The sequence below is a fragment of the Actinomadura spongiicola genome (genome assembly GCF_003432485.1).
Taxonomy (GTDB): domain Bacteria; phylum Actinomycetota; class Actinomycetes; order Streptosporangiales; family Streptosporangiaceae; genus Spirillospora; species Spirillospora spongiicola.
In genome coordinates, this window is the sequence record NZ_QVNQ01000010.1 from 147,450 (window position 1) to 168,885 (window position 21,436).

21 protein-coding genes and 1 riboswitch are annotated in these 21,436 nt (G+C 69.6%); of the genes, 11 read left to right on the forward strand and 10 right to left on the reverse strand.

All coding sequences use genetic code 11. The annotated features are described in order from the left end of the window. Positions 1-5: 5 nt before the first annotated feature. Entirely contained in the window at positions 6-1,394 is a 1,389-nt protein-coding gene (locus tag D0T12_RS28295; RefSeq protein ID WP_117403508.1) for a dihydrolipoamide acetyltransferase family protein, read from the forward strand. A gap of 98 nt (positions 1,395-1,492) precedes the next feature. On the opposite strand, the gene D0T12_RS28300 is transcribed toward D0T12_RS28295, so the two are convergent. From D0T12_RS28300 to D0T12_RS28310, 3 genes are all read right to left on the reverse strand, one after another. Then, positions 1,493-1,735 (reverse strand): DUF6458 family protein, encoded by a 243-nt coding sequence (locus D0T12_RS28300; RefSeq protein WP_117403269.1) that lies wholly within the window; start codon positions 1,733-1,735, stop codon positions 1,493-1,495. An 81-nt stretch (positions 1,736-1,816) separates the two neighbouring features. Next, positions 1,817-3,589 carry an OmpA family protein gene (locus D0T12_RS35585; RefSeq protein ID WP_158581659.1) on the reverse strand — a complete coding sequence of 591 codons (1,773 nt, stop codon included), beginning with the start codon at positions 3,587-3,589 and terminating at the stop codon, positions 1,817-1,819. Positions 3,590-3,721: 132 nt separating this feature from the next. Next, positions 3,722-5,569 (reverse strand): acyl-CoA dehydrogenase, encoded by a 1,848-nt coding sequence (locus D0T12_RS28310; RefSeq protein ID WP_117403271.1) that lies wholly within the window; start codon positions 5,567-5,569, stop codon positions 3,722-3,724. Positions 5,570-6,233: 664 nt separating this feature from the next. Here D0T12_RS28310 and D0T12_RS28315 point away from each other — a divergent pair. The 9 genes from D0T12_RS28315 (at position 6,234) to D0T12_RS28355 (ending at position 17,858) form a co-directional block, all read left to right on the forward strand. Beyond that, a complete protein-coding gene (locus D0T12_RS28315; protein WP_117403510.1) occupies positions 6,234-7,355 on the forward strand; it encodes a glycosyltransferase family 2 protein in 1,122 nt (373 codons plus the stop codon). Positions 7,356-7,386: 31 nt separating this feature from the next. Next, the gene (locus D0T12_RS28320) at positions 7,387-9,672 is read left to right on the forward strand and encodes a right-handed parallel beta-helix repeat-containing protein (protein WP_117403272.1); all 2,286 of its coding nucleotides are present in this window, start codon (positions 7,387-7,389) and stop codon (positions 9,670-9,672) included. Further along, positions 9,665-11,617: a right-handed parallel beta-helix repeat-containing protein gene (locus D0T12_RS28325; RefSeq protein ID WP_117403273.1), complete on the forward strand. Its 1,953-nt coding sequence runs from the start codon at positions 9,665-9,667 to the stop codon at positions 11,615-11,617. The genes D0T12_RS28320 and D0T12_RS28325 overlap by 8 nt, the downstream gene beginning before the upstream one ends. After that, positions 11,614-12,759, forward strand: a complete 1,146-nt coding sequence (locus D0T12_RS28330; protein ID WP_199487752.1) for a right-handed parallel beta-helix repeat-containing protein — start codon at positions 11,614-11,616, stop codon at positions 12,757-12,759. The genes D0T12_RS28325 and D0T12_RS28330 overlap by 4 nt, the downstream gene beginning before the upstream one ends. A gap of 53 nt (positions 12,760-12,812) precedes the next feature. Beyond that, a complete protein-coding gene (locus D0T12_RS28335; protein WP_117403274.1) occupies positions 12,813-14,141 on the forward strand; it encodes a UDP-glucose dehydrogenase family protein in 1,329 nt (442 codons plus the stop codon). A 42-nt stretch (positions 14,142-14,183) separates the two neighbouring features. Then, positions 14,184-14,249, forward strand: a riboswitch (guanidine-III (ykkC-III) riboswitch). 32 nt (positions 14,250-14,281) lie between these two features. Further along, entirely contained in the window at positions 14,282-14,605 is a 324-nt protein-coding gene (locus tag D0T12_RS28340; RefSeq protein WP_117403275.1) for a DMT family transporter, read from the forward strand. Between the two features lie 130 nt (positions 14,606-14,735). Continuing rightward, on the forward strand, positions 14,736-15,521 hold the full coding sequence (locus tag D0T12_RS28345; protein WP_117403276.1) for a sporulation protein: 786 nt from the start codon (positions 14,736-14,738) through the stop codon (positions 15,519-15,521). Positions 15,522-15,585: 64 nt separating this feature from the next. Continuing rightward, on the forward strand, positions 15,586-17,049 hold the full coding sequence (locus D0T12_RS28350) for a translocation/assembly module TamB domain-containing protein (RefSeq protein ID WP_117403278.1): 1,464 nt from the start codon (positions 15,586-15,588) through the stop codon (positions 17,047-17,049). A 62-nt stretch (positions 17,050-17,111) separates the two neighbouring features. Next, positions 17,112-17,858 (forward strand): SDR family oxidoreductase, encoded by a 747-nt coding sequence (locus D0T12_RS28355; RefSeq protein ID WP_117403280.1) that lies wholly within the window; start codon positions 17,112-17,114, stop codon positions 17,856-17,858. On the opposite strand, the gene D0T12_RS28360 is transcribed toward D0T12_RS28355, so the two are convergent. Then, on the reverse strand, positions 17,845-18,444 hold the full coding sequence (locus tag D0T12_RS28360; RefSeq protein WP_117403282.1) for a rhomboid family intramembrane serine protease: 600 nt from the start codon (positions 18,442-18,444) through the stop codon (positions 17,845-17,847). The genes D0T12_RS28355 and D0T12_RS28360 overlap by 14 nt on opposite strands. Before the next feature lie 65 nt (positions 18,445-18,509). Further along, complete coding sequence (locus D0T12_RS28365) at positions 18,510-18,839, reverse strand: WhiB family transcriptional regulator (protein ID WP_117403284.1); 330 nt, start codon at positions 18,837-18,839, stop codon at positions 18,510-18,512. 155 nt (positions 18,840-18,994) lie between these two features. On the opposite strand from D0T12_RS28365, the gene D0T12_RS28370 reads away from it, so the two are divergent. After that, complete coding sequence (locus D0T12_RS28370; protein WP_117403286.1) at positions 18,995-19,453, forward strand: GNAT family N-acetyltransferase; 459 nt, start codon at positions 18,995-18,997, stop codon at positions 19,451-19,453. Positions 19,454-19,559: 106 nt separating this feature from the next. Here the strand turns inward: D0T12_RS28370 and D0T12_RS28375 are convergent, their stop codons facing one another. The 5 genes from D0T12_RS28375 to D0T12_RS28395 all read right to left on the reverse strand — a co-directional run bounded on the left by D0T12_RS28375 (position 19,560) and on the right by D0T12_RS28395 (position 21,335). Then, the gene (locus D0T12_RS28375; protein WP_117403288.1) at positions 19,560-19,895 is read right to left on the reverse strand and encodes a hypothetical protein; all 336 of its coding nucleotides are present in this window, start codon (positions 19,893-19,895) and stop codon (positions 19,560-19,562) included. Then, complete coding sequence (locus D0T12_RS28380) at positions 19,892-20,362, reverse strand: hypothetical protein (RefSeq protein ID WP_117403291.1); 471 nt, start codon at positions 20,360-20,362, stop codon at positions 19,892-19,894. The genes D0T12_RS28375 and D0T12_RS28380 overlap by 4 nt, the downstream gene beginning before the upstream one ends. Next, positions 20,362-20,676: a PadR family transcriptional regulator gene (locus D0T12_RS28385; RefSeq protein WP_117403293.1), complete on the reverse strand. Its 315-nt coding sequence runs from the start codon at positions 20,674-20,676 to the stop codon at positions 20,362-20,364. Before D0T12_RS28385 ends, D0T12_RS28380 begins: the two co-directional genes overlap by 1 nt. Positions 20,677-20,901: 225 nt before the next feature. Then, complete coding sequence (locus D0T12_RS28390) at positions 20,902-21,114, reverse strand: hypothetical protein (RefSeq protein WP_117403295.1); 213 nt, start codon at positions 21,112-21,114, stop codon at positions 20,902-20,904. Further along, entirely contained in the window at positions 21,111-21,335 is a 225-nt protein-coding gene (locus tag D0T12_RS28395; protein ID WP_147339667.1) for a hypothetical protein, read from the reverse strand. The genes D0T12_RS28390 and D0T12_RS28395 overlap by 4 nt, the downstream gene beginning before the upstream one ends. Positions 21,336-21,436: the final 101 nt, after the last annotated feature.

The following is a 21,436-nucleotide window of genomic DNA, read 5'->3' on the forward strand; positions in this document are numbered from 1 at the left end:
CGCCGGTGAGCCAGCCGAAAATCTTCAACCTGCCGGACGTGGGCGAGGGCCTGACCGAGGCCGAGATCGTCAAGTGGCATGTCCAGGTGGGCGACACGGTCGAGATCAACGACACCATCGTGGAGATCGAGACCGCGAAGGCGATCGTGGAACTGCCCTGTCCGTTCGAGGGCGTGGTGACGGACCTGATGGTCGCCGAGGGCGCGACCGTGGAGGTCGGCGCCCCGATCATCGCCGTGACCGCGGAGGGCGGGGACGGCGCGGCGGCCCCCGCCTCGGAGACCGCGGCACCTCCGGCGAAGGAGGCCGTCCCGGTCGCCGACGAGCCCGGCATCGTGTCGGCGCCGCCGAAGGAGCAGCCGAAACGCCAGCCCGTCCTCGTCGGCTACGGCGTTAAGGAGGGGGCGACCAAACGCCGCCCGCGCAAGGCGCCGAACGGAGCACCACCACCCGTGCCCCCGTCCGCGCCGCCCGCTCGTGAGGCGGCGGTCACCGCACCGCCCGCACCTCGTCCACAGCCTGTGGAAAACGGGATGCCGCTGGCGAAGCCGCCGGTCCGGAAGATGGCGAAGGACCTCGGCGTGGACCTCGCGACCATCACCGGTTCCGGCCCGCGCGGCTCGATCACGCGGGAGGACGTTCTCGCCGCGCAGTCCGCGCCCGCCGCGCCCGCCGCCCAGGCCGGTCCGCGTGAGGAGCGGACACCGGTCAAGGGCGTCCGCAAGGCGACCGCGGCGGCCATGTCCCAGTCGGCGTTCACCGCGCCGCACGTCACCGAGTTCCTCCAGGTGGACGTGACCCGGACGATGGAGACCGTGAGACGGCTCCGCGAACTGCCCGAGTTCGCGGACGTGAAGGTCTCCCCGCTGCTGCTGGTGGCGCGTGCGCTGATCACGGCCGTGGCCCGGAACCCGCGGGTGAACGCCACCTGGGTGGACGGCCCGTCCGGCGCCGAGATCGTCGTGAAACGCTATGTGAACCTCGGGATCGCGGCGGCCACCGACCGGGGCCTGATCGTCCCCAAGGTGAAGGACGCGCAAAACCTCGACCTGCCCGGCCTCGCCCGCGCCCTGCACGAGCTGGCCGCCAAGGCCCGCGCGGGCAAGGCGTCCCCGGCCGACCTGTCCGACGGCACGATCACGATCACGAACGTCGGCGTGTTCGGCGTGGACGCCGGAACCCCGATCCTCACGCCCGGTGAGGCGGCGATCCTCGCGTTCGGCCAGATCCGCGACATGCCGTGGGTGCACGAGGGCGAGCTGGCGATCCGGAAGGTCACCACGCTGTCGCTGTCGTTCGACCACCGGATCGTGGACGGCGAGCTGGGGTCGCGGGTCCTGCGCGACGTCGGCGACATGCTGGAGGACCCCGTCCGCATGCTGGCCTGGAGCTGATCGCACGCTCGCGGGGCCGGTGCCGCGCCACAGGGCGGCACCGGCCCCGCGAGCCCTGTTCAGGGGCGGCGTTCGGAGGCGGGGGTCGGGGGCGCGGTTCAGGGGCCGGGCGGGTTGTCGCCGTCGTACAGGCGCTCGTCGCGTCTCGACTGGAACCGCGGCCCGCGCTGCTGCATCCGGGACATCATCAGCATCTGCAACACGAAGGTCACCCCGCCGACGATGATCAGGATGACGCCGATGATGTGAATGTCCACCGGGTCGGTCATCGCGTCCGGTTTGATCGCGAACTTCAGAATCAGCCCGAGAGTGATCGTGAAAACACTGACGCCCAGACCCATGCGATGACCTCCGCCAGACGATCCGTGTCCGTGCTCTTTAACTATCCGTTCGGCTCGTCCGTCACACGTCGAAACGATCACCTACGAGACGGGCACCTTGTCGACCTTCCCGAAGGGACCGCCGTCGAAGGTGATCGACGTGACGTTCCCGGGCGGCGCGGGCAGGTAGACGAAGCCGCGGACGGGCTCGTCCACGCCGGTGCGGAAGACGGCGCGTCCGGGACCGACGTAGGGCGCGGGGGCGCCGGGCGTCCGCGGCCCGACGCGGACGGCGCGGTAGATCTCCTTGGCACCTGGCACCTGGAGGGAGAAGGACGTGAACACGCCGCCCGGGTAGTCCTTGTGCGGGTATGAGGCGTACGGCGGGGTCGGCCCGGGGCCCTCGTTCACGATGTCGAACACGGCGACGATGTAGGCGCCGTCCCGGTAGAACGGTTTGACGTCCAGGCGACGTTTCGCCGCGCCGAAGCGTCCGTACCGGCTCGCGACGGTCTTGCCGTCCTGTGGCCGGAACGCGGCGGGCTCACCGGGGGCGCCGCCCGCACCGGTGGACGGGTCCGCCGAGCCGGGCGTGTCGCCGGGCGCGTCGGTCGCCGACCGCTTGACCTGGTAGGAGACCTCGACCCGGCGGTTGCGGGCGCGGGCCTTGGCGTCGTCGGCGCCGCCCTCCTTGGCGACCGGATCCGTCTCGCCCTTGCCGCTCGCGGTGTAGGCGAAGCCGCGGCCGAGCCGTGACCGCATCTCCTTCAGCACGGCCTCGGCACGTTCCTTCGACAGCCGCAGGTTGTGCGAGTCGCCGCCCTTGGTGTCGGTGTGCCCGGTGAAGGTCAGCGGTCCGGACGCCTTCGCCTTGATCTGCCGCGCGGCCTCGTCCAGGACGGCCTTCGCGCGGCCCGACACCTTCGCCGAGTCGGTGTCGAACAGGACGTCGGTGCGCAGGCCGACCGTCACGCTGGTTCCGCTGGCGCTGACGTCCTTGGTCTCGCCCTCGACGATGTCGTACAGGTCCGCGGGGTTGGCGCCCGTCACGGTCCCCGGCGGTGTCAGCTCGGGGAACGGTCCCGTCCCGGAACGGGTCGGCGACGGCGTGGGCGATGTCGTGTTCCGGGTGGTCGAGCGCGAGCGCGTGGACGAGGGCGAGCGTGACGGCGCGGCCATCGGCTCGGCCGCGCCGGGCCGCCCGCCCGTCGGAGGCGAGAAGCCCGGCGGAAGCGAGAACCCGGGCGGAAGCGAGAAGCCGGGGGGCGGGGAGAAGCCCGGCGGTGGGGAGAAGCCGGGGGGAAGCCCGCCCCCGGGCGTGGCCGACGAGCCCGGACCGGACGGCGGCGTGAAGCCCGGCAGCGGCCCGGACCCTCCGTTGGGCGGGCTGGGCGATGAGGCGGACACGGGGATGCCGGTGAACTCACCGGCCGTGCCCGGCGTCAGCGCCGTGAGCTTCTGGACGTCCGGCGGAAGCGCCGGATACTCGGCCGCCATCTCGCGGGACGCGCCGGGCGCGAAATGGTCTCCGCTCGTCGACCCGGTGGGGCGGTAGAGCTTCCGTCCGACCGGGTCGAGGAGGTCGATGGCGAACGTCACCGACTTCGTCGCCGAGTCCAGCGACGTCACGCTGTAGCGCAGCACCGACTTGGCGCCCTGCCGTTCGACGCCCTTGATCTCGACGCGTGCGTGCAGTCCGTCCGCACCCCCGAACCAGCCCTCCTTCGCGTATCCGGACGTGGCGGCGTGGGAGCCGCCCACGCCCACCGTGGGCGGATCCTTCGGCTCGGCCCTGTCGGCGGCGGTACAACCGGCGACCAGAAGGAGCCCGACGAGGGAGCCGGAAAGGGAGACAGCGGGAGGCAAGGCGCGCATCGGTCATCCGGTCGGGGAGACTGGCGAAAGGACGCGGCCAACAGTAGCCACCCGCCGCGGGCCCCCGCCAACATCCCGACCAGGGACCCGCGACACGAAATGATCACGACGGGGTTCGCGCGGGCGGGACGCTCAGAACGCCGCTTCGGGCAACTCCATGACGTCGAGGTCGGTGGCCTCGGCGATGGCACGTTCCGACCCCAGCCGGGGCAGCACGGTCCGGCAGAAGAACTGCGCCGCCGCGACCTTCCCGGTGTAGAACGCCTCGTCGGAGTCGGACACGGGGGGCCGCCCGTCCGCGCCGCCGAGCGCGGTGAGCGCGACCTCGGCCTGGCGGCACAGCAGCCAGCCGACGATGAGGTCGCCGAGGGCGAGCAGCAGCCGGGACGTGTTCAGCCCGACCTTGTACAGCTCCCTCGGGTTCTCCATCGAGGCGAGCGCCCACCCGACCATCGGGTCGAGGATGCCCTGCACGTCGTCCAGGGCCCGGCCGAGCAGGACCCGCTCGTTCTTCAGCCGCCCGTTGCCCGCGTCGGACTCGGCGAACGCCCTGATCTCCCCCACGAGGACCTGGAGCGCCGCGCCGTGGTCCCGGAGGATCTTGCGGAAGAACAGATCCTGGCCCTGGATCGCGGTGGTGCCCTCGTACAGGGTGTCGATCTTGGCGTCGCGGATGTACTGCTCGACCGGATAGTCCTGGAGGTAGCCGGACCCGCCGAGCGTCTGGAGCGACTCGGCGCCGAGCAGCGCGTACGCGCGTTCGGAGCCGAAGCCCTTCACGATCGGCAGCAGCAGGTCGTTGAGCTTCTCCGCGGTCTCGTCCCGGCGGCCCTCGTACTCGGCGACCTGCACGGCGTCCTGGTAGGACGCGGTGAGCAGCACGAGCGCCCGCATGCCCTCCGCGTACGCCTTCTGCGTCAGCAGGCTGCGGCGGACGTCCGGATGACGGGTGATCGGCACCCTCGGGGCGCTCTTGTCGGTCATCTGGGTCATGTCCGGCCCCTGGACGCGCTCCTTCGCGTACTCCAGCGCGTTGAGGTAGCCGGTGGACAGCGTGGCGATGGCCTTCGTCCCGACCATCATCCGCGCGTACTCGATGACGAGGAACATCTGCTTGATGCCCTCGTGGACGTCGCCGACCAGGTAACCGACCGCCGGGTGCCTCTCACCGAACGTCAGCTCGCAGGTCGTGGAGACCTTGAGGCCCATCTTCTTCTCGACGTTCGTCACGTACACGCCGTTGCGTTCGCCGAGTTCACCGGTGTCGAGGTCGACCATGTACTTGGGGACGAGGAACATCGACAGGCCCTTGGTGCCGGGCCCGGCGCCCTCGGGACGGGCCAGCACCAGGTGGAAGATGTTCTCCGCCATGTCGTGCTCGGCGGAGGAGATGAAGCGCTTGACGCCCTCGATGTGCCAGGTGCCGTCGTCCTGCCGGACGGCCTTCGCGCGGCCCGCGCCGACGTCCGATCCGGCGTCCGGCTCGGTCAGCACCATCGTGGCGCCCCACTTCCGTTCCCTGGCCAGCTCGGCGAACCGCTTCTGCTCAGGTGTGCCGATGCGCCAGAGGATCTGCGCGAAGCCGGGGCCGGACGAGTAGATGTAGACGGCCGGGTTCGCGCCGAGGACCTGTTCCGCGACCGCCCAGGTGAGGGAGCGCGGGGCGAGGCTACCGCCGAACTCGGGCGCGAGGTCGAGCCGGTACCACTCGGCGTCCATCCAGGCCCGGTAGGACTTCTTGAAGCCGTCCGGGACGGTGACGGCGCCGGTGGCGGGGTCGAACTCCGGTGGACGGCGGTCGGCGTCGGCGAAGGAGTCGGCGATCGGCCCCTCGGCGAGGCGGGTGACCTCGGCGAGGACGCTGCGCGCGGTCTCCTCGTCGATCTCCTCGTACGGGCCGGCGCCGAGGAGGTCCTGGCGCCTGAACACCTCGAAGAGGTTGAACTCCAGGTCCCGGACGTTGCTCTTGTAGTGGCCCATGCGAGCCTCCGTTGGATCCCGTGGCGGTCTGGACGACCGGCCGCATCGCGTACTGGTGGGTAACTCACCCTCATGCTACCCGCTGGTAACCGCGGTTGGACATCCAGATTTCACTCAGAAATGGACGCGGATCACATTGAACGCCGCTCGGTCCCCTCTTGTGACACAAATCACGTCCTTCTCAGGTGTAGCACTACTAAGCGGTAGACCAATAGGGACAAATAAGACATTTGGGACTTATGGCTGCAAACATCATGCCTCGCCTGTGACTTTGATCGCTGAAGACGTGACATGCGTCCTAAGGAGGGGTGACCAATCGGCCCATTTCAGGGCGATTCCGCTCTATCTCTTGACAAGATCTCGGATGATCCGATAATGAGCCGGACCCTTCAGGCCGTATGTGGCCGAACCCGACGAATCTGAACCATCATCTGATCTGCTCACTCTTAACGGAGGTAGCGCGGGGGGAGCCACCACCGATCCTTTCCCCTCGCCCCATGCAGAGGAAGGTTCGATCTTGTCGTCTGTTACGGGGTGGTTGAGTGATGCCTGGAGTTCGATCACGGGGTCCGTGTCGTCGGGCGACTGGCGATCCTTCGTCCCCCTAGGGTTCGCGGGACTTCTCGTCTGGGGTCTGTGGATCTACCGCATCATCTTGTCCCGCATGTACAAGCCGGTGGTCAACAACTTCCGGGCGACCACCTCCGTGGTGGTCCCCTCCTACCGCGAGGACCCGGAGATCATGATCCGTTGCCTGGAGAGCTGGCTCGCCCAGGACCCCAACGAGGTCATCATCGTGATCGACGTCGGCGACACCGAGGGCCAGCGTCGGCTCACGCAGGTCACCGACCCGCGGTTGCACATCCTCGTCTACGAGCACTCCGGCAAGCGTTCCGCGCTCGGCGTCGGCATCCGCGCAGCCCGCGGCGAGATCGTCGTGTTCGCCGACTCCGACACCTGGTGGCAGCCCGGGCTGCTCGCCGCCGTGCAGATGCCGTTCGAGGACCCGCAGGTCGGCGGCGTCGGCACCCAGCAGAACGTCTACCAGCGCCACACCAGCGTCTGGCGTCGCATCGCCGACTGGCTGGTCAACCTGCGCTACTACGACTACGTCCCCGCCATGGGCTCCAAGGGCGGCGTCGCGTGCCTGTCCGGCCGCACCGCCGCCTACCGCCGTTCGGTGATCCAGCCCGTGGTCGAGAACCTGGAAAACGAGTTCTTCCTCGGCCGCCGGTGCATCGCCGGGGACGACGGCCGGCTCACCTGGCTGACCCTGTCCCAGGGGTACAAGACCGTCCACCAGTCGTCGGCCCGCGCGATCTCGATGTTCCCCGACTCGTTCCGCGCCTTCTTCAAGCAGCGCATCCGCTGGAGCCGGAACTCCTACCGCTGCTACCTGACCGCCCTGTGGAAGGGCTGGCTGTGGAAGACGCCGTTCGTCACCAAGGTCACCGTGCTGCAGATCCTGCTGACCCCGGTGACCATGGGCGTCACGCTCGGCTACCTGATCTTCAGCCGGATCCTGGGCAACCTGACCCCGCTCGGCATCGGCCTGGCGCTCGGTTGGGTACTGCTCGGCCGCGCCATCCGCGGCTGGTCCCACCTCAAGCGCCACCCCGGAGAGATCCTGTTGCTCCCCCTGACCGTGCTGGTCGTCATCCTCATCTCGCTGCCCATCAAGCTGTACGCGTTCATCACGATGAACAAGCAGGGCTGGCTGACGCGCTCCGCCGACCAGGTCGGTGGCGCCGGCCAGAGCGCGAGCTCGCTCCAGGGGGTGGGATGAGGTGTCAGATGCCCAACCCTCCTCCCCGCCGGTGGGTGGCACGATTCGCCGCTCCCTAGTCGCCGGACTGGCGCTGACGTTCGGCCTGCTTCCCCTGACGCTCCCCCTGGCACTGCTCCCCACCGCTCCCGCGCACGCGGCCCCGTCGCCGGAGGGGGACCGGCAGGCCGCGCTGGTCGACCAGGAGGACCAGAGGCTGTTGCAGACCCGCGCCGTCCTGGCCGCGATCCTGCAGAGCGGTGGTGTGACCGCGGTGGCGTGGAAGACGCCGCAGATCTACGGCTCCAGCCACGGCAAGACGCTCGTGCTGCCGGCGCTGAACACCGACCAGCCGTACACCATGGCCGACCTGATCAAGTACGGCGGCAAGTACGTCAGGAAGCTGCCCGACGGTTCGTACCTGCTCGGCATCCACGTGTTCCTGTCGGACGGCGCCAGCCTGCTCCTGCAGAGCTCGTCCGGCCCGCTCACGCTCCGCATGGGGAGCATCCCGGGCGCGTTCAGCTCGATCGTCAGCTTCGGCGGCAAGGTGACCGTCCAGGGCACCAAGCAGAACCCGGTGCGGATCACGAGCTGGGACTTCAGGGCCGGCAAGCCGGACACCGACCCCAACGACGGGCGCGCCTACATCCGCGCGGTCGGCGGCGAGTTCCACATGAAGTACGCCGCCACCGGCAACCTCGGCTTCTGGGGCGGCCGGACCGGGGGCGTCGCCCTGACCGGAACCGACCGTCCGTCGAGCGAGCAGAAGCACCTCACGAAGGAACAGCGGCACGCCAACAAGCAGAAGCGGCAGCAGGAGAACCAGAACAGGGGCTCCGGCGGCGGCGGACCCGGCGACATCGAGGTCGAGAAGCCGGGTGGCACCGCGACGCACGTCCCGGCGGCCGACCTGGTCACCGGGTCCATCGACCACAGCACGTTCAACGGCAACGCCTACGGCCTGTTCGTGTCCGGCTCCAACCAGTCCAAGGTCACCAACGTCAAGATCGCGAACAGTCTGGTGGACGGGCTGGTCATGCACCGGTTCACCAAGAACGCCACGATCGAGAACGTCACGGTGTCCGGCAGCCGCGGGGACGGGTTCGTGCTGGCCCGCGCCACCGAGAAGATCCGGGTCACCGGATCCGCCGCGCTGAACAACGGGCACAACGGGTTCACCGTCAACGGCACCGCGCTGGCGGAGGGCCCCTCGGCGTCCGGTGAGTCCCTGGAGACCTTCGGCGACAGCTCCATCAACAACAGCCGGGCCGAGAACAACGGCCACTACGGCGTCGAGCTGCTCGGCGGGGACAAGCTGTCGGTGCAGAACACCAAGATCGTCGGCGGTGACATGGGCATCGTCGTGCGGGCGGCCGCAACCCGGGTGCAGATCTCCGGCAACAGGCTGTCCAAGCAGACCCGGCAGGGCATCTCGCTGCGCGACGGCGTCAAGGACGCGAGCCTGGCCGGCAACTCCATCGTCGGCGCCCGCACCGGCATCTACCTCAGGAACTCGTCCGGGAAGCTCACCGGGAACGTCATCAAGGGCGCCAACGCCCACGCCATCACCCTGCTCGGGAACTCCGACGGCACCGAGATCCGCAGCAACACCTTCGAGGGGTCGGGCACCAGCGCCATCAGCACGTCCCGCTCCGACGGAAAGATCAAGAAGCAGGACAACAACACCGACCGGTGGAAGGACACCGCCTCCCTGTGGATGAAGGCCCGGCGCTACCTCAAGCCGATGAACTTCATCTGGGCGTGCGTCTTCACCGTCGTGATCGTCTCGATGATCCGGTCGCGGAACAACCGCCGCCGCTTCGCCCGCCTCGGACGGCACCCCTACGCCCTCCAGATGCCGATGGAGGAGCGCAAGGTGTGGCGGCTTCCGCACCGCGGCGACCGGCAGCGGGCCAGGCCCCCGGCCGCCCCCGTGGGCGGATCCGTGGGCGGTCCGGCCGGCGGTTCCGGCGGTGTGCGCAGGTCGACGACGGTGACGGTGCCGCAGATTCCGGTGCCCGCGCGCCGTCCGAACCCGCAGGGCGCACAGGCGAACGGCGCACACGCGAACGGCGTCCAATCGAACGGCGTCCCGAACGGTGCTCAGGCGAACGGCGGCCAGCCGCGCCGTCCGCAGCCGCACCCGCAGCACGGTCCACAACCGCACGGGGCCCAACCGCACGGCGCCCAGCCGCGCGCTCCACGACCGAACGGGGCCCAGCCCAACGGCGCCCCGAACGGCGCCCCGTCGAACGGCGCCCCGTCGAACGGGGCCTGGTCCGCCGGGCAGCCGCCGCGACAGGGTCTGCCCCAACCCGAACGAGGAGGTGTCTGAGATCAGCGGGCCACATCAGAACGTCCCGGCGCTCCCGCACGACGCGCCGCCGCCCAAGCGGAAGAAGGGCCGCGGCGGCCGGATCTTCACGACCATCCTCGTTCTCGGCCTGGCGGGCGGCGGGGTCTACGGCTACCGCCTCTACAGCGAGCGGACGGCCGAGCCGCCGGACGTCAACGACGTCTCCGCGGCCTCGGCGCGCCAGCAGTCCGAGCTCGTCGACCAGGAGGACATGCGGATCATGCAGATCCGCGCGAAGCAGGAGTCCGACCTCGCGGGCGGCGGCGCGGCGGCCCAGCAGGCGCGTTCGCCGCGGATGCTCAACTCCGCGAACGGCCGGACCCTGATGCTCCCGCAGCGGCGCGAGCCGTACTACGTCGCGGAGCTCGCGAAGCTGGCGGGCGAGGACTTCCAGAAGCAGAGCGACGGGTCGTACCTGCTGCGGGTCAACGTCGTGGTCGCCGGCGGAGGCAAGCTGATCCTGCAGAGCTCCACCGGGCCGCTGACCATCCGGATGCGCAGCGTGCCCGGCTCGTTCACCTCGATCGTCAGCACCGGCGGCAACGTCAAGATCAACGGTTCGGCGCAGAACCCGGTGCACATCACGAGCTGGAACGAGGGCACCCACAAGCCCGACACGAGGGTCGAGGACGGCCGCGCCTACATCCGCGCGATCGGCGGCTCGTTCAGCATGACGCACGCGGAGATCTCCGACCTCGGGTTCTGGAGCGGCCGGACGGGCGGCATCGCGCTGACCGGCTCCGACCGGCCCGACTCCACGGCCGAGCGGAGCGTCGCGGCGGTGCCGCCGCGGGCGGTGGCGCTGCCGAACGGGACCCGCGAACCGACCCGCGGCGGCCGGGACGAGGTCGAGGTCGGCCTCGCGGGCAAGGCGGGCCGCACCATGACCTTCTCCGTGCCGGCGGCGAGCCTGGTGACCGGGACGATCGACCAGTCGACGTTCCGGAACAACGCCTACGGCGTGTTCGTCACGGCGGCGAACCAGACCCGGCTCACCAACAGCACCATCACCGGCAGCCTCGTCCACGGGGTGCTGCTGCACCGGTTCGCCAAGAACGCCACGATCGAGAACACGAAGGTCAGCGGCAGCCGCGGCGACGGGTTCGTGCTGTCGCGCGGCACCGAGGGCGTCCGCATCACCAACTGCACGTCCGACGACAACGGCGGCAACGGCTTCACGCTGAACGGGCAGCCGTTCGCCGAGGGGCCCTCCGCGTCCGGTGAGGCGACGAAGGCGTTCGGACAGAACCTGGTGAGCAGCAGCATCGCCAAGAACAACGGGCACTACGGGTTCGAGGTGCTCGGCGGCGACGACATCGCCATCCAGAACAGCCGCGTCGTCGGTGGCCAGATGGGCATTGTGGCGCGCGAGAAGGCGATGCGCGTCCATATCGCGGGCAACCAGGTGCGGGACGCCGACCGGCAGGGCATCGTCCTGCGCGACGGCGTCCAGAACGCCACGGTCTCGGGGAATATCATCACCGACAGCCGGACGGCGCTGTACATCCGCGACTCCAGCGGCGCCATCAGGGGCAACACGGTGCAGTCCGCGACACGGCACGCGATCACGCTCAAGGGGAAGGTCGAAGGCGCTGTCATCACCGGCAACACCTTCAGCGGCTCCGGTAGGGGCGCCACGGACCTCGACCGTGCCGTCGGCTCCTACCAGAGCAAGGACAACAACACCATGAACTGGAACGAGACCGTGGGCCTCAAGACCTGGCTCAAGCGGATCTTCAAGCCGATGAACGTCATCTGGGGCGGTGTGTTCACGCTCGTGATCATCTCGGTGTTCCGGTCACGCAACGCCGGGCTGCGCATCGGGCGCATCGGCGTCCATCCGTACGAGCAGCAGCGCCAGCTCGAGGAGCGCCCCGTGCGCCTGCTCCGCCATGACGCTCAGAAGGAGCCCATCCACCGATGACGGTCAAGATCGATATCAAGTTCCTCGCGGGCCTGCTGGTCGGCGCGGTCGTCGTGGGAGTGACGGTGTTCATGTTGACCAGCGGCGGCGACGACGGCAAGAAGTCCGAGAACGCGTCCGACGGCCAGACGATCGAGCCGGTGGAGCCCGACAAGGGCGACGACAAGGGCGACGAGGACGGGGGCGGCGACGACCCCGGCGGCGCCGCCCCGACCGAGGGGTTGTCGCTGCCCGTCCCCGAGGGCGGGGGCAAGGTCCGGTGCCCGAGTCCGACCAAGACGGTCGACGACGCCGGGTCGCTCTCGGCGGCGCTGGCGCAGGCGAAGCCCGGCGACGTCATCAAGATGAACCCCGGCACCTACGCGGGCAAGTTCGTCGCGAAGAAGTCCGGCACCCGGTCCAAGCCCATCTTCCTGTGCGGTGACGCGCAGGCGATCATCGACGGCGGCGGCGTGAAGAAGGGCTACGGGTTCCACCTGAACGGGGCCAACTACTGGCGGCTCGTCGGCTTCACGGTCCGCAACTGCCAGAAGGGCGTGATCGGCGACACCACGAACGGGTCCATCATCCAGGGCCTGACCGTGCACGACGTCGGCGACGAGGCCATCCACCTGCGGAAGTTCTCCACCGGCAACATCGTCCAGTACAACAAGATCTACAACACGGGGCTGCGGCGGGAGAAGTTCGGCGAGGGCATCTACCTCGGCACCGCCGAGTCCAACTGGGGATCCATCACCGGCGGCAAGCCCGACAAGAGCGACAACAACGTGGTGCGCGGCAACGTCATCCGCGCGACCGCCGAGGCGATCGACATCAAGGAGGGCACGACCGGCGGGAAGATCCTGAACAACGTGTTCGACGGGTCGAAGATCGGCGGCAGCAAGCACAACGACTCCTGGGTCGACGTCAAGGGCAACAACTACCTGCTCGAAGGCAACAAGGGCACCAAGACACCGGTGGACGGGTTCCAGACCCACGAGATCCTCGACGGCTGGGGCAAGGGCAACGTCTTCCGCAACAACACCATCACCCTCGCGGGTGGCTCCGGCGTCGGCATCAACGACGTCAGGGGCGGCAACACCATCGACTGCGACAACAAGGTCACTGACGGGAAGCTCACGAAGAAGGGCGCCTGTTCATGACGGCTCCCGAAGCCGCAGAAGCCAGCACGTCCGTCAAGGTGCAAGGAGGAGCAATGAACACGACGGAGCTTCCGAGGCTGACCGTCATCGGAACGGGGTACCTCGGCGCCACGCACGCCATCTGCATGGCCGTGCTCGGTTATGAAGTACTCGGTGTGGACGTCGACCAGGGCAAGATCGACAAGTTGGCGTCCGGTGAGGTCCCGTTCTTCGAGCCCGGACTTCCGGAGTTGCTCACCAAGGCCCTGGAGTCGGGACGGCTGCGTTTCGGCACCTCCTTCGAGGAGGCCGGCGAGTTCGGCGACGTCCATTTCGTCTGCGTGGGCACCCCGCAGATGGCGGGTTCGGACGCCGCGGACCTCACCTACGTCGACGCCGCCTTCCGTTCCCTGGCGCCCCACCTGAACCGCCGCGCGCTGGTCGTCGGCAAATCGACGGTGCCGGTCGGCACGGCCAAACGGCTCACCGAGGTGGTCCAGAGCCTGGCGCCCGCGGGCGACGAGGTGGAGCTGGCGTGGAACCCCGAGTTCCTCCGCGAGGGCTTCGCCGTCGACGACACGATGCGTCCCGACCGGTTGGTGTTCGGTGTCGCGTCCGCGTGGGCCGAGGAGCAGCTGCGGGCCGCTTACCAGCCCGTCCTTGACCTCGGCACCCCGGTGGTGCGGACCGACCTCGCCACCGCCGAGCTGGTGAAGGTCGCCGCCAACTCCTTCCTCGCCACCAAGATCTCCTACATCAACGCCATGGCGGAGGTGTGCGAGGCGGTCGGCGCCGACATCAAGGACCTCGCCGACTCCCTCGCCCTCGACGACCGGATCGGCGGCAAGTTCCTCAAGCCGGGTCTCGGCTTCGGCGGCGGCTGCCTGCCCAAGGACATCCGCGCGTTCGCGCACCGCGCCGAGGAGATCGGCGTCGGGCAGGCGGTGTCGTTCCTGCGCGAGGTCGACGACATCAACCGGCGCCGCCGGGCCCGCACCGTCGACCTGGTCCGGGAGATGCTCGGCGGGATCTCCGGCAAGCGGATCGCGGCCTGGGGCGCGGCGTTCAAGCCGAACTCCGACGACATCCGGGACGCGCCGGCGCTGGACGTGGCGCGCACCATGCACGGGCTCGGCGGCCGGGTACGGGTCTTCGACCCGGCGGCGCTCGACAACGCGCGCCGGGCGTTCCCCGAGCTGCGGTACGGCGACAGCGCGTTCGACGTGGCCCAGGACGCCGACGTCGTCGTGCTGCTCACCGAGTGGTCGGACTTCCGGGAGATCGACCCGGAGGCGCTGGCCAAGGTCGTCAAGCACAAGCGGATCGTGGACGGACGCCACGCCCTCGACGCCGAGCAGTGGCGCGCGGCGGGCTGGGAGTACCGCGCGCTCGGCAGGTCCTGACCGTTCGGGGGAATTCCCCCGTGGCACAGGGCCGTTGAGGCGGACGAGGGCCATGGTCGGCCCTCCCGGACGAGGTGCGTCGTACCCGGTAGGCGAAGACGGCGCGTGACAGCAGTCGTCTCGTTCACCGGGAGAGCACCATGGCCTGGATCCTCGTCATCGCCGCCGGCCTCTTCGAGGTCGCGATGGCCCTGTGCCTGAAGGGCGCCAGGGGCTTCACCGAGCCCCTGCCGTCCGTCGGTTTCCTCGTCTTCGCCGTGACCAGTTTCGGCCTCCTCAGCCTGGCGTTGAAGAACCTCGACGTCGGCACCGCCTACGCGGTGTGGGTCGGCATCGGCGCGGTCGGGACGGCGACGCTGGGCATGCTCGTCCTCGGCGACCAGGTCTCCGCCCTCAGGATCGCCGCGCTGGCGTTCATCGTCATCGGCGTCGTCGGCCTCAATCTCGCGGGCGGCGGACACTGAACACCGGACACCGAACACCGGTCGGCCCGGCGTTTCGCAGGTCAGAAGCGGATTGAGGAACGTAATCTCCCGTAACAGCGTCTATGGGACGAGAGAGCGCCCGAGGTGCTCGGACACGGGAGGACGGACCTTGGTCTTCAAGAAGATCCGCAAGGCGATGGGCATCGGCGGCCCATCGATCGAAACGACGTTGCACGACCCCAACACCACGCCCGGTGGTGTCATCACCGGTGAGATCGCCATCATCGGCGGCCAGCACGACTCCGACATCAAGGCGGTCAACCTCGCGCTGCGCACCAAAGTCGAGATCGAGTCCGGCGACAACGAGTACACCACCAACCTGGAGTACTCGAAGCTCCAGGTGGCGGGAGCCTTCGAGCTCGACGACGGCGCCCGGTACAGCATCCCGTTCCAGTTCCCCATCCCGTGGGAGGCGCCTCTCACGCACATGTACGGGCACCCGTTGCACGGCACCACGGTCGGGCTCGCCACCGACCTGGAGGTCGCGGGCGCGCTCGACCCGGGCGACCTCGACCCGATCGCCATCCACCCGCTGCCCGCGCAGGAGCGCATCCTGGCGGCGTTCTCCAACCTCGGCTTCCAGTTCCGCAACGCCGACTGCGAGAAGGGCCGCATCTGGGGCGTCCACCAGGAACTGCCCTTCTACCAGGAGATCGAGTTCTATCCGCCGAGCAGGTACGCACGCGGCATCAAGCAGCTTGAAGTGACGTTCGTGTCGTACCCGCAGTCGATGGAGGTCGTGCTGGAGCTGGACAAGCGGGGTGGCGCGTTCACCGAGGGCCAGGACGCGTTCAGCCGGTTCACCGTCGACTACGCGACCGTCGAGAACACCAACTGGGAGCAGGAGCTCGACGGCTTCCTCCAGGCCGCCGGACGCCGCCGCGGCTTCTTCTGACCGTCCGTGAGGTCCCCTCCGCGAGGTCGATCGTGGAGGGGACCTCCATCTGGAGAGAGGGTCCGTGCCCCAGCCCCCCGGCCTCAACAACGCCGAACGTCGCCTCTGGGCCGCGTTCTCGACCGGCACCACCGTCGTCCTCGGCGAGGACCGTCCCGCCGGGCCGCTCCCCGAACGGATGATCCGCGCCGAGATCATCACCCAACTGCTCCTCGGCGCGGGCGAGGCGCGCCCCGGCTGCGTGGCCGCGGTCCGCCTGCGCGGCGCCTACGTGCTGGGACGGATCGACGTCTCAGGCGGGACGGTCGAGCACGAGCTACGGCTGGAACAGTGCCGGCTCGTCGAGGAACCCGACTTCTCCAACGCCGAGACCCGCCAGCTCCGGTTCTCCGACTGCCGGATGCCGGGGTTCGACGGCGGCGGCCTCCGCGCCGACGGCTATGTCAGCCTGTCGGGCTCGGTCGTCGACGGCGAGGTACGGCTGCCGCGCGCCCAGATCAGCGGTGGGCTGCGGATGAACGGCATCGAGATCACCGTGACCGACCCGGACAAGTGGGCCTTCTTCAGCGGTGGTCTCGTCGTGGACGTCGGCGCGTTCGTCCGCGACGCGCGGATCACTGGCGGGGTCCGGCTCGTGGGGGCGCGGATCAACGGCGGGCTGTTCATGGAGGGCACGACGCTCAGCAACCCCGGCCGCATCGCCCTCGACGGGCAGAACATGGTCGTCGAGGACGCCGCCGAGTTCAGCCGGGGCTTCACCGCGGTCGGGACCATGCGGCTGCGCAGCAGCCGGTTCAACGGCATCCTGTCGTTCTCCCGGGCGCGTCTCGACTCCGGCGACCCCGCCCGCATGGCGCTGCACGCCAGCCACATGCAGGCCGACGAACTGCTGCTGATGCCCACGGAGAAGATCAATGGCCGGGTGTCGCTGTCGTACTCCCGCATCTCCCTGATCATGGACCGGGCGCACGTATGGCCGGACGAGCTCTACCTGAACGGCATGACGTACGAGACGCTGCGCGGCGCGGAGTTCAAGGACCGGCTGAGCTGGGTGTCCCGCGACCCCGAGTTCCACCTCCAGCCGTACGAGCAGCTCGCCGCCTGGTATCACGGCATCGGCCACGACGACCTCGCCCGCAAGGTGCAGCTCGCCAAGCTCCGCGCCCGGCGCCGCGGCCTGCACCCGGTCGGGCGGGTGTACAACCGGCTCCTCGACTGGACGGTCGGGTACGGATACCGGCCGTGGCTCGCGGCGGCCTGGTTCGCGGCGCTCCTCGCCATCGGGACGACCGTGTTCTCCATCGAGGAACCGCGTCCCGTCAAACCGAAGGACGAGCTGCCCGCCTTCCACGCGCTGATCTACACGCTGGACCTGCTGATACCGCTCGACACGTTCGGGCAGCAACTGTCGTACGACGCCGTGAACTGGTCCCGGTGGGTGGCGTACGGGCTCGTCACGACGGGCTGGGTCCTCGCCACCGCGCTCATCGCGGGCGCGACGCGCGTACTGCGACCCGCGTCCAATTGATCTGAACCCGCGGACGGGCCCCGGCGTCCACTTCGATAGGGGACCGACCAGAATGGAACGCCATGGGCACGTATCTGATCACGGGGGCGACCGGCGGTATCGGAACGGCCGTCGCCGAGCTGCTCCGCGAACGCGGGCATGACCTCGTCCTCACCGGCCGTTCCGCCGAACGCCTCGACCGGCTGGCCGCGCGGCTGCGCGGCGCCGCGCACGCCCCCACCCAGGTCATCGATCCGGGCGCGGTCATGTCCGGGCGGCGGAACGCGTCCGTCACCACGATCCCGCTGGACCTGACGGAGCCGCTGCGCATCGAGGCGTCCCTCGCGGCGGCCGGGCTTCCGGCGCGGCTGGACGGCGTCGTCCACGCGGCGGGCATGGTGCACCTCGCGCCGGTCGCCGACATGGAGGCGGTCGAGTGGATCCAGCACCTTTCGGTGAACCTGGTGTCCGCCGCCGAGATGACCCGCCTGCTCCTGCCCGCTCTGCGCGCCGCCGAAGGACACGTCGTCTTCGTCAACTCGACCGCGGGCCTGCGCGCCAACCCGGAGTGGTCGGCGTACGCGGCGAGCAAGTTCGGCCTGCGGGCCCTAGCCGACTCGTTGCGCGCCGAGGAGCCGTCCCTGCGTGTCACGACCGTCTACCCGGGGCGGACGGCCACCGAGATGCAGCGGAAGGTCCGCGCGCAGGAAGGCCACCCCTATGCCGAGGACGACTTCGCCGCCCCGACCACGGTGGCCCGCGTCCTCGTCTCCGCCCTGGAGACGCCGCGCGACGCCGTGGTCTCCGACGTGACCGTCAGGCCGAGCTAGCGCGGCGGCGCAGGAACCAGGCGCCGAGGACACCGCCGATCAGCCCGAACAGGTGGCCCTGCCAGGAGATGCCGGGCTCGCCGGGCAGGACGCCGAGCAGCATCGTCCCGTACACGGCGACGACCGCGACGGCGATGACGAGGTCGGCGACCCGCCGCTCGAAGATCCCGCGGCCCAGCAGGTAACCGAAGAAGCCGAAGATCAGGATGCTGGATCCGAGGGTGTTGGCGGAGCCGGTGAACCACACGCCGAGCCCGCCGACCACGATGACGATCAAGCTCGCCGCCAGGAACTTGGGCACGCCCCGGGCCGCCGCGATGAACCCGAGGATCACGAACGGGATCGTGTTGGCCATCAGGTGCCCGAACCCGCCGTGCATGAACGGCGCGGTGAAGATGTCCGGAAGGTCGCCGACGTCCCTAGGCTGGATCCCGAACCGGTCCAACCACCCGTTGGCCGAGTAGTCGACCGTCTCCAGGACCCACATGGCCACGGTCATGAAACCGATCAGGACGGCCGCCGAGAGCGCACGCGCCCCGTGCTTGGCCAGCCCTGTGGAACGTTGCCTGTCGGGGGGATAGCTCATATCAGTCCACCGTAGTTCTGGGTTCCCCTGCACGGTCAACGCGTGGAACGTCCAGAAGGTGCCTGCTAGGCGGCGGACGCGTGCTCCGACTCCGAGGCGTCACCCCGGACGACGATGACGGGGAGGGGCCGCCGCTCGGGGGCGTCGGCCGTCCGACGCAGGTAGCGGCGCTCCTCGGGCGTGGTGCCGCCCCAGATGCCGTCGGGCTCGCCCACCCGCAGCGCCCAGGCGAGGCAGTCGGCCTTCACCGGGCAGTTGGCGCAGATCGCCTTGGCCGCGTCCTCCTGCGCCTTGAGCACGGGCGCGGAGTAGCCGATCGGGAAGAACAGGTCGGGGTCGGCACCGCGACAGATGGCGTGGTCGCTCCAGTGTTCCTCGTTCTCGGTGTTGTGCATTGGCTTCTCCCTGCGCGGCTAGGAGACCACCCGCAGTCCATCGGTCGGATCGTCTGAACTCAACGTAGTACTACAACCCGTAGTACTACAAGACGTTCGTGAACCTTGCAAGTTAGCGTCCGGATAGCCTGTGAGGCGTGCAGCGTGATCAAGAAGTGACCTTCCGCGAGGCGACGGTCGACGACCTGCCCCAGATCGTCCGGCTACTCGCCGACGATCCCCTCGGAGCGACCCGCGAAACTCCGGGCGACGAGATTCCGGACGCCTACTTCTCCGCCTTCGCGACGATCGCGAAGGACCCCAACAACACGGTGATCGTCGCCGAGGTCGCCGGCCGGATCGCGGGCACGCTGCAACTGACCTACATCCCCGGCCTCACCTACACCGGCGCCGAACGCGCCCAGATCGAGGGCGTCCGCGTGGCCGCCGACCACCGCGGCATCGGCCTCGGCCAGAAAATGATCACTTGGGCCATCGACCGGGCGCGGGCCCGGGGCTGCCGCGTCGTCCAACTCACCACCGACCGCCAGCGCCCCGACGCCATCCGCTTCTACCAGAAGATCGGCTTCCGCCCCTCCCACATGGGCATGAAGTACCACCTGACCGACGGCTGAGGGTTGTCGAGCCTCTAGGAACGGGCCGCCACGCCAGACGAAGAATCCCGAAACCGGACACCCCGGCGCGCTGCTCTGGACGGCCCGGGGGCGCGTCCTCCCGGGGTCAGGACCGCGGCTCGCGAGGTGCCGGACGGGGGGACGGCACGGTCGGCGGGGCCGGCTCGGGCTGCCCGGTCATCCAGCGCAGCAGCCGGAACGCGCGCTCGCACACCGGGTAGGGGGCGTAGACCGCGGTGAGCAGCATCAGCAGCATCACCGCGAACTCGGCGACGTACAGGACGACGGCGAGCCGCGGGTTGAGCAGCATCACCGCGACCGGGACGGCCAGCAGGGTGGCGGCCAGTCCGAACGAGGCCCGTCGACCGGGCCGACGGCCATCGGGAGGACCGCCGGACGGTGCCGTGTGGACAGGGGCGGAGGCAGGGACGCGGGCGCTCATCGGCGCGGTCCCGCGGGACGGCGCCGGATGCCTGCCAGCGCGTACGGCAACCGTCCCGCCCAGGCCGCCCAGCCGACGACGATGACGGCCGGGGCGTGAACCAGGAAGTCGCGCAGCAGCGCCCGGTGCTGCTCGGGCGCAAAGTCGTGAAGCGTGATCTCGACGTCCTCCAGCCACCGCCGCCGGGCCTGCGGCGCCATCAACGCCGCCGCGACCCGCACCAGCCGCCCGCCCGGCACGACCACCTTCCGGCGCCGCCCCGACCACCCCCACAGACGACGCCCCGTCCCCGCACAGAAGATGCTGGGGATTCTCCCTAACCTGCTGTCGAAAAGAACGCCGACCATGAAGCCGACGACGCTGCTACCGACGCCGCCGACGACACCGTCGTAGACGACGACACCGACGCTGCCGATGACGACGCTGCCGAAAAGGGCGACGATGGCACCTCGATCGTTGGGGGACATCAGGCTCCCCCGCCTTCTTCGGCCAGGTCGCGCAGCGCGGCGCGGCGGGGGCGGCGGGCGACGGCCAGCGCGGCGCTGGCCTGGGCGGCGCCACCTGCGGTGAAGCGGTAGTAGCGGCGGGCCGGGCGCCCTTCGACGTGCGGGTCGATGTCCTCCTTGCGGGAGGTGATCCACCCTTCCTTCTCCAGTCGTAGCAGGATCGGGTGGGTGGTGCCGGGCATCAGCCCGGTCTCCTCGGCCAACTCCCGGCCGTACAGCTCCCGCGCCGGGTTGCGCAGGAGCGCCTGCAGCACCAGCTGGGTCTGCAACGTCATCCGTGGCGGCATACCTGAAATCTAACTAGGGGTCCACGGCTTGTCAAAACTCTAACTAGCTCCGACCTGGGCGAAGCTGCACGCGATCGGGCGGCATGGCGTCGGAGGCGGCCCGTAGCTGTGGCAGGTGCCGATGGCCGTCGACCTCAAGCCGCTGGAGCCGTCCGGGCGGGCGATCATGTCCGGGCTCATGGACGGCGCCCAGAACCCGGGCGCCGCCCCGGTCTACGGTGCGCCCGACCGGCGCACGCGCTCACGGCGGCGGGCGAGTGCGTCGTTGAGGATGTTGTCGAGATGGGCGGTCCGGTCCGTGTCCTCACGCTTGTCCGGACCGTACTGCGACTCGGGGACGATCTCGTCCAGCCAGCGCATGTATGCCGCGACCGCCTTCCCCAGGTCCCGGTCGTGCTCGCGCTGCTCGTCGGGCGTGAGCCTCATGGCGTCGGCCTCAGCATCCCGGAGAGCGCGACCATGGCATCGGTGATGTGGTCGGCCTCGACGATCGGCTTGCCTCGCGAGTCGAAAAACCACGGCCGGTTCCCGTCGTCCCTGCGAGGCCGACAGGTGACCTCTTCCATGAAGCGCGGCCCGTGGTCCACCGGCGCGACGACGGTCAGCACGTAGCCGGACAGCTCGACCGCGAAGCCCTTGGCCGCCATGGCCTCTCGCAGTTGGTACAAACGGCTGTAGGCGTGCGGGTGTGGATCGGGCATCGGTACCGTGTTCACAGCCGGACCTCGTTTCCGGTTAGGCCCCGGAA

What these genes read in the sequence shown, in the direction of transcription:
- D0T12_RS28300 (WP_117403269.1), bottom strand. Translation starts at nt 1,735, where the DNA reads ATGGGTCTGGGCGTCAGTGTTTTCACGATCACTCTCGGGCTGATTCTG.
- D0T12_RS35585 (WP_158581659.1), bottom strand. Translation starts at nt 3,589, where the DNA reads ATGCGCGCCTTGCCTCCCGCTGTCTCCCTTTCCGGCTCCCTCGTCGGG.
- D0T12_RS28310 (WP_117403271.1), bottom strand. Translation starts at nt 5,569, where the DNA reads ATGGGCCACTACAAGAGCAACGTCCGGGACCTGGAGTTCAACCTCTTC.
- D0T12_RS28315 (WP_117403510.1), top strand. Translation starts at nt 6,234, where the DNA reads ATGTACAAGCCGGTGGTCAACAACTTCCGGGCGACCACCTCCGTGGTG.
- D0T12_RS28330 (WP_199487752.1), top strand. Translation starts at nt 11,614, where the DNA reads ATGACGGTCAAGATCGATATCAAGTTCCTCGCGGGCCTGCTGGTCGGC.
- D0T12_RS28335 (WP_117403274.1), top strand. Translation starts at nt 12,813, where the DNA reads ATGAACACGACGGAGCTTCCGAGGCTGACCGTCATCGGAACGGGGTAC.
- D0T12_RS28340 (WP_117403275.1), top strand. Translation starts at nt 14,282, where the DNA reads ATGGCCTGGATCCTCGTCATCGCCGCCGGCCTCTTCGAGGTCGCGATG.
- D0T12_RS28355 (WP_117403280.1), top strand. Translation starts at nt 17,112, where the DNA reads ATGGGCACGTATCTGATCACGGGGGCGACCGGCGGTATCGGAACGGCC.
- D0T12_RS28360 (WP_117403282.1), bottom strand. Translation starts at nt 18,444, where the DNA reads ATGAGCTATCCCCCCGACAGGCAACGTTCCACAGGGCTGGCCAAGCAC.
- D0T12_RS28365 (WP_117403284.1), bottom strand. Translation starts at nt 18,839, where the DNA reads ATGCACAACACCGAGAACGAGGAACACTGGAGCGACCACGCCATCTGT.
- D0T12_RS28375 (WP_117403288.1), bottom strand. Translation starts at nt 19,895, where the DNA reads ATGAGCGCCCGCGTCCCTGCCTCCGCCCCTGTCCACACGGCACCGTCC.
- D0T12_RS28380 (WP_117403291.1), bottom strand. Translation starts at nt 20,362, where the DNA reads ATGTCCCCCAACGATCGAGGTGCCATCGTCGCCCTTTTCGGCAGCGTC.
- D0T12_RS28385 (WP_117403293.1), bottom strand. Translation starts at nt 20,676, where the DNA reads ATGACGTTGCAGACCCAGCTGGTGCTGCAGGCGCTCCTGCGCAACCCG.
- D0T12_RS28390 (WP_117403295.1), bottom strand. Translation starts at nt 21,114, where the DNA reads ATGAGGCTCACGCCCGACGAGCAGCGCGAGCACGACCGGGACCTGGGG.
- D0T12_RS28395 (WP_147339667.1), bottom strand. Translation starts at nt 21,335, where the DNA reads ATGGCGGCCAAGGGCTTCGCGGTCGAGCTGTCCGGCTACGTGCTGACC.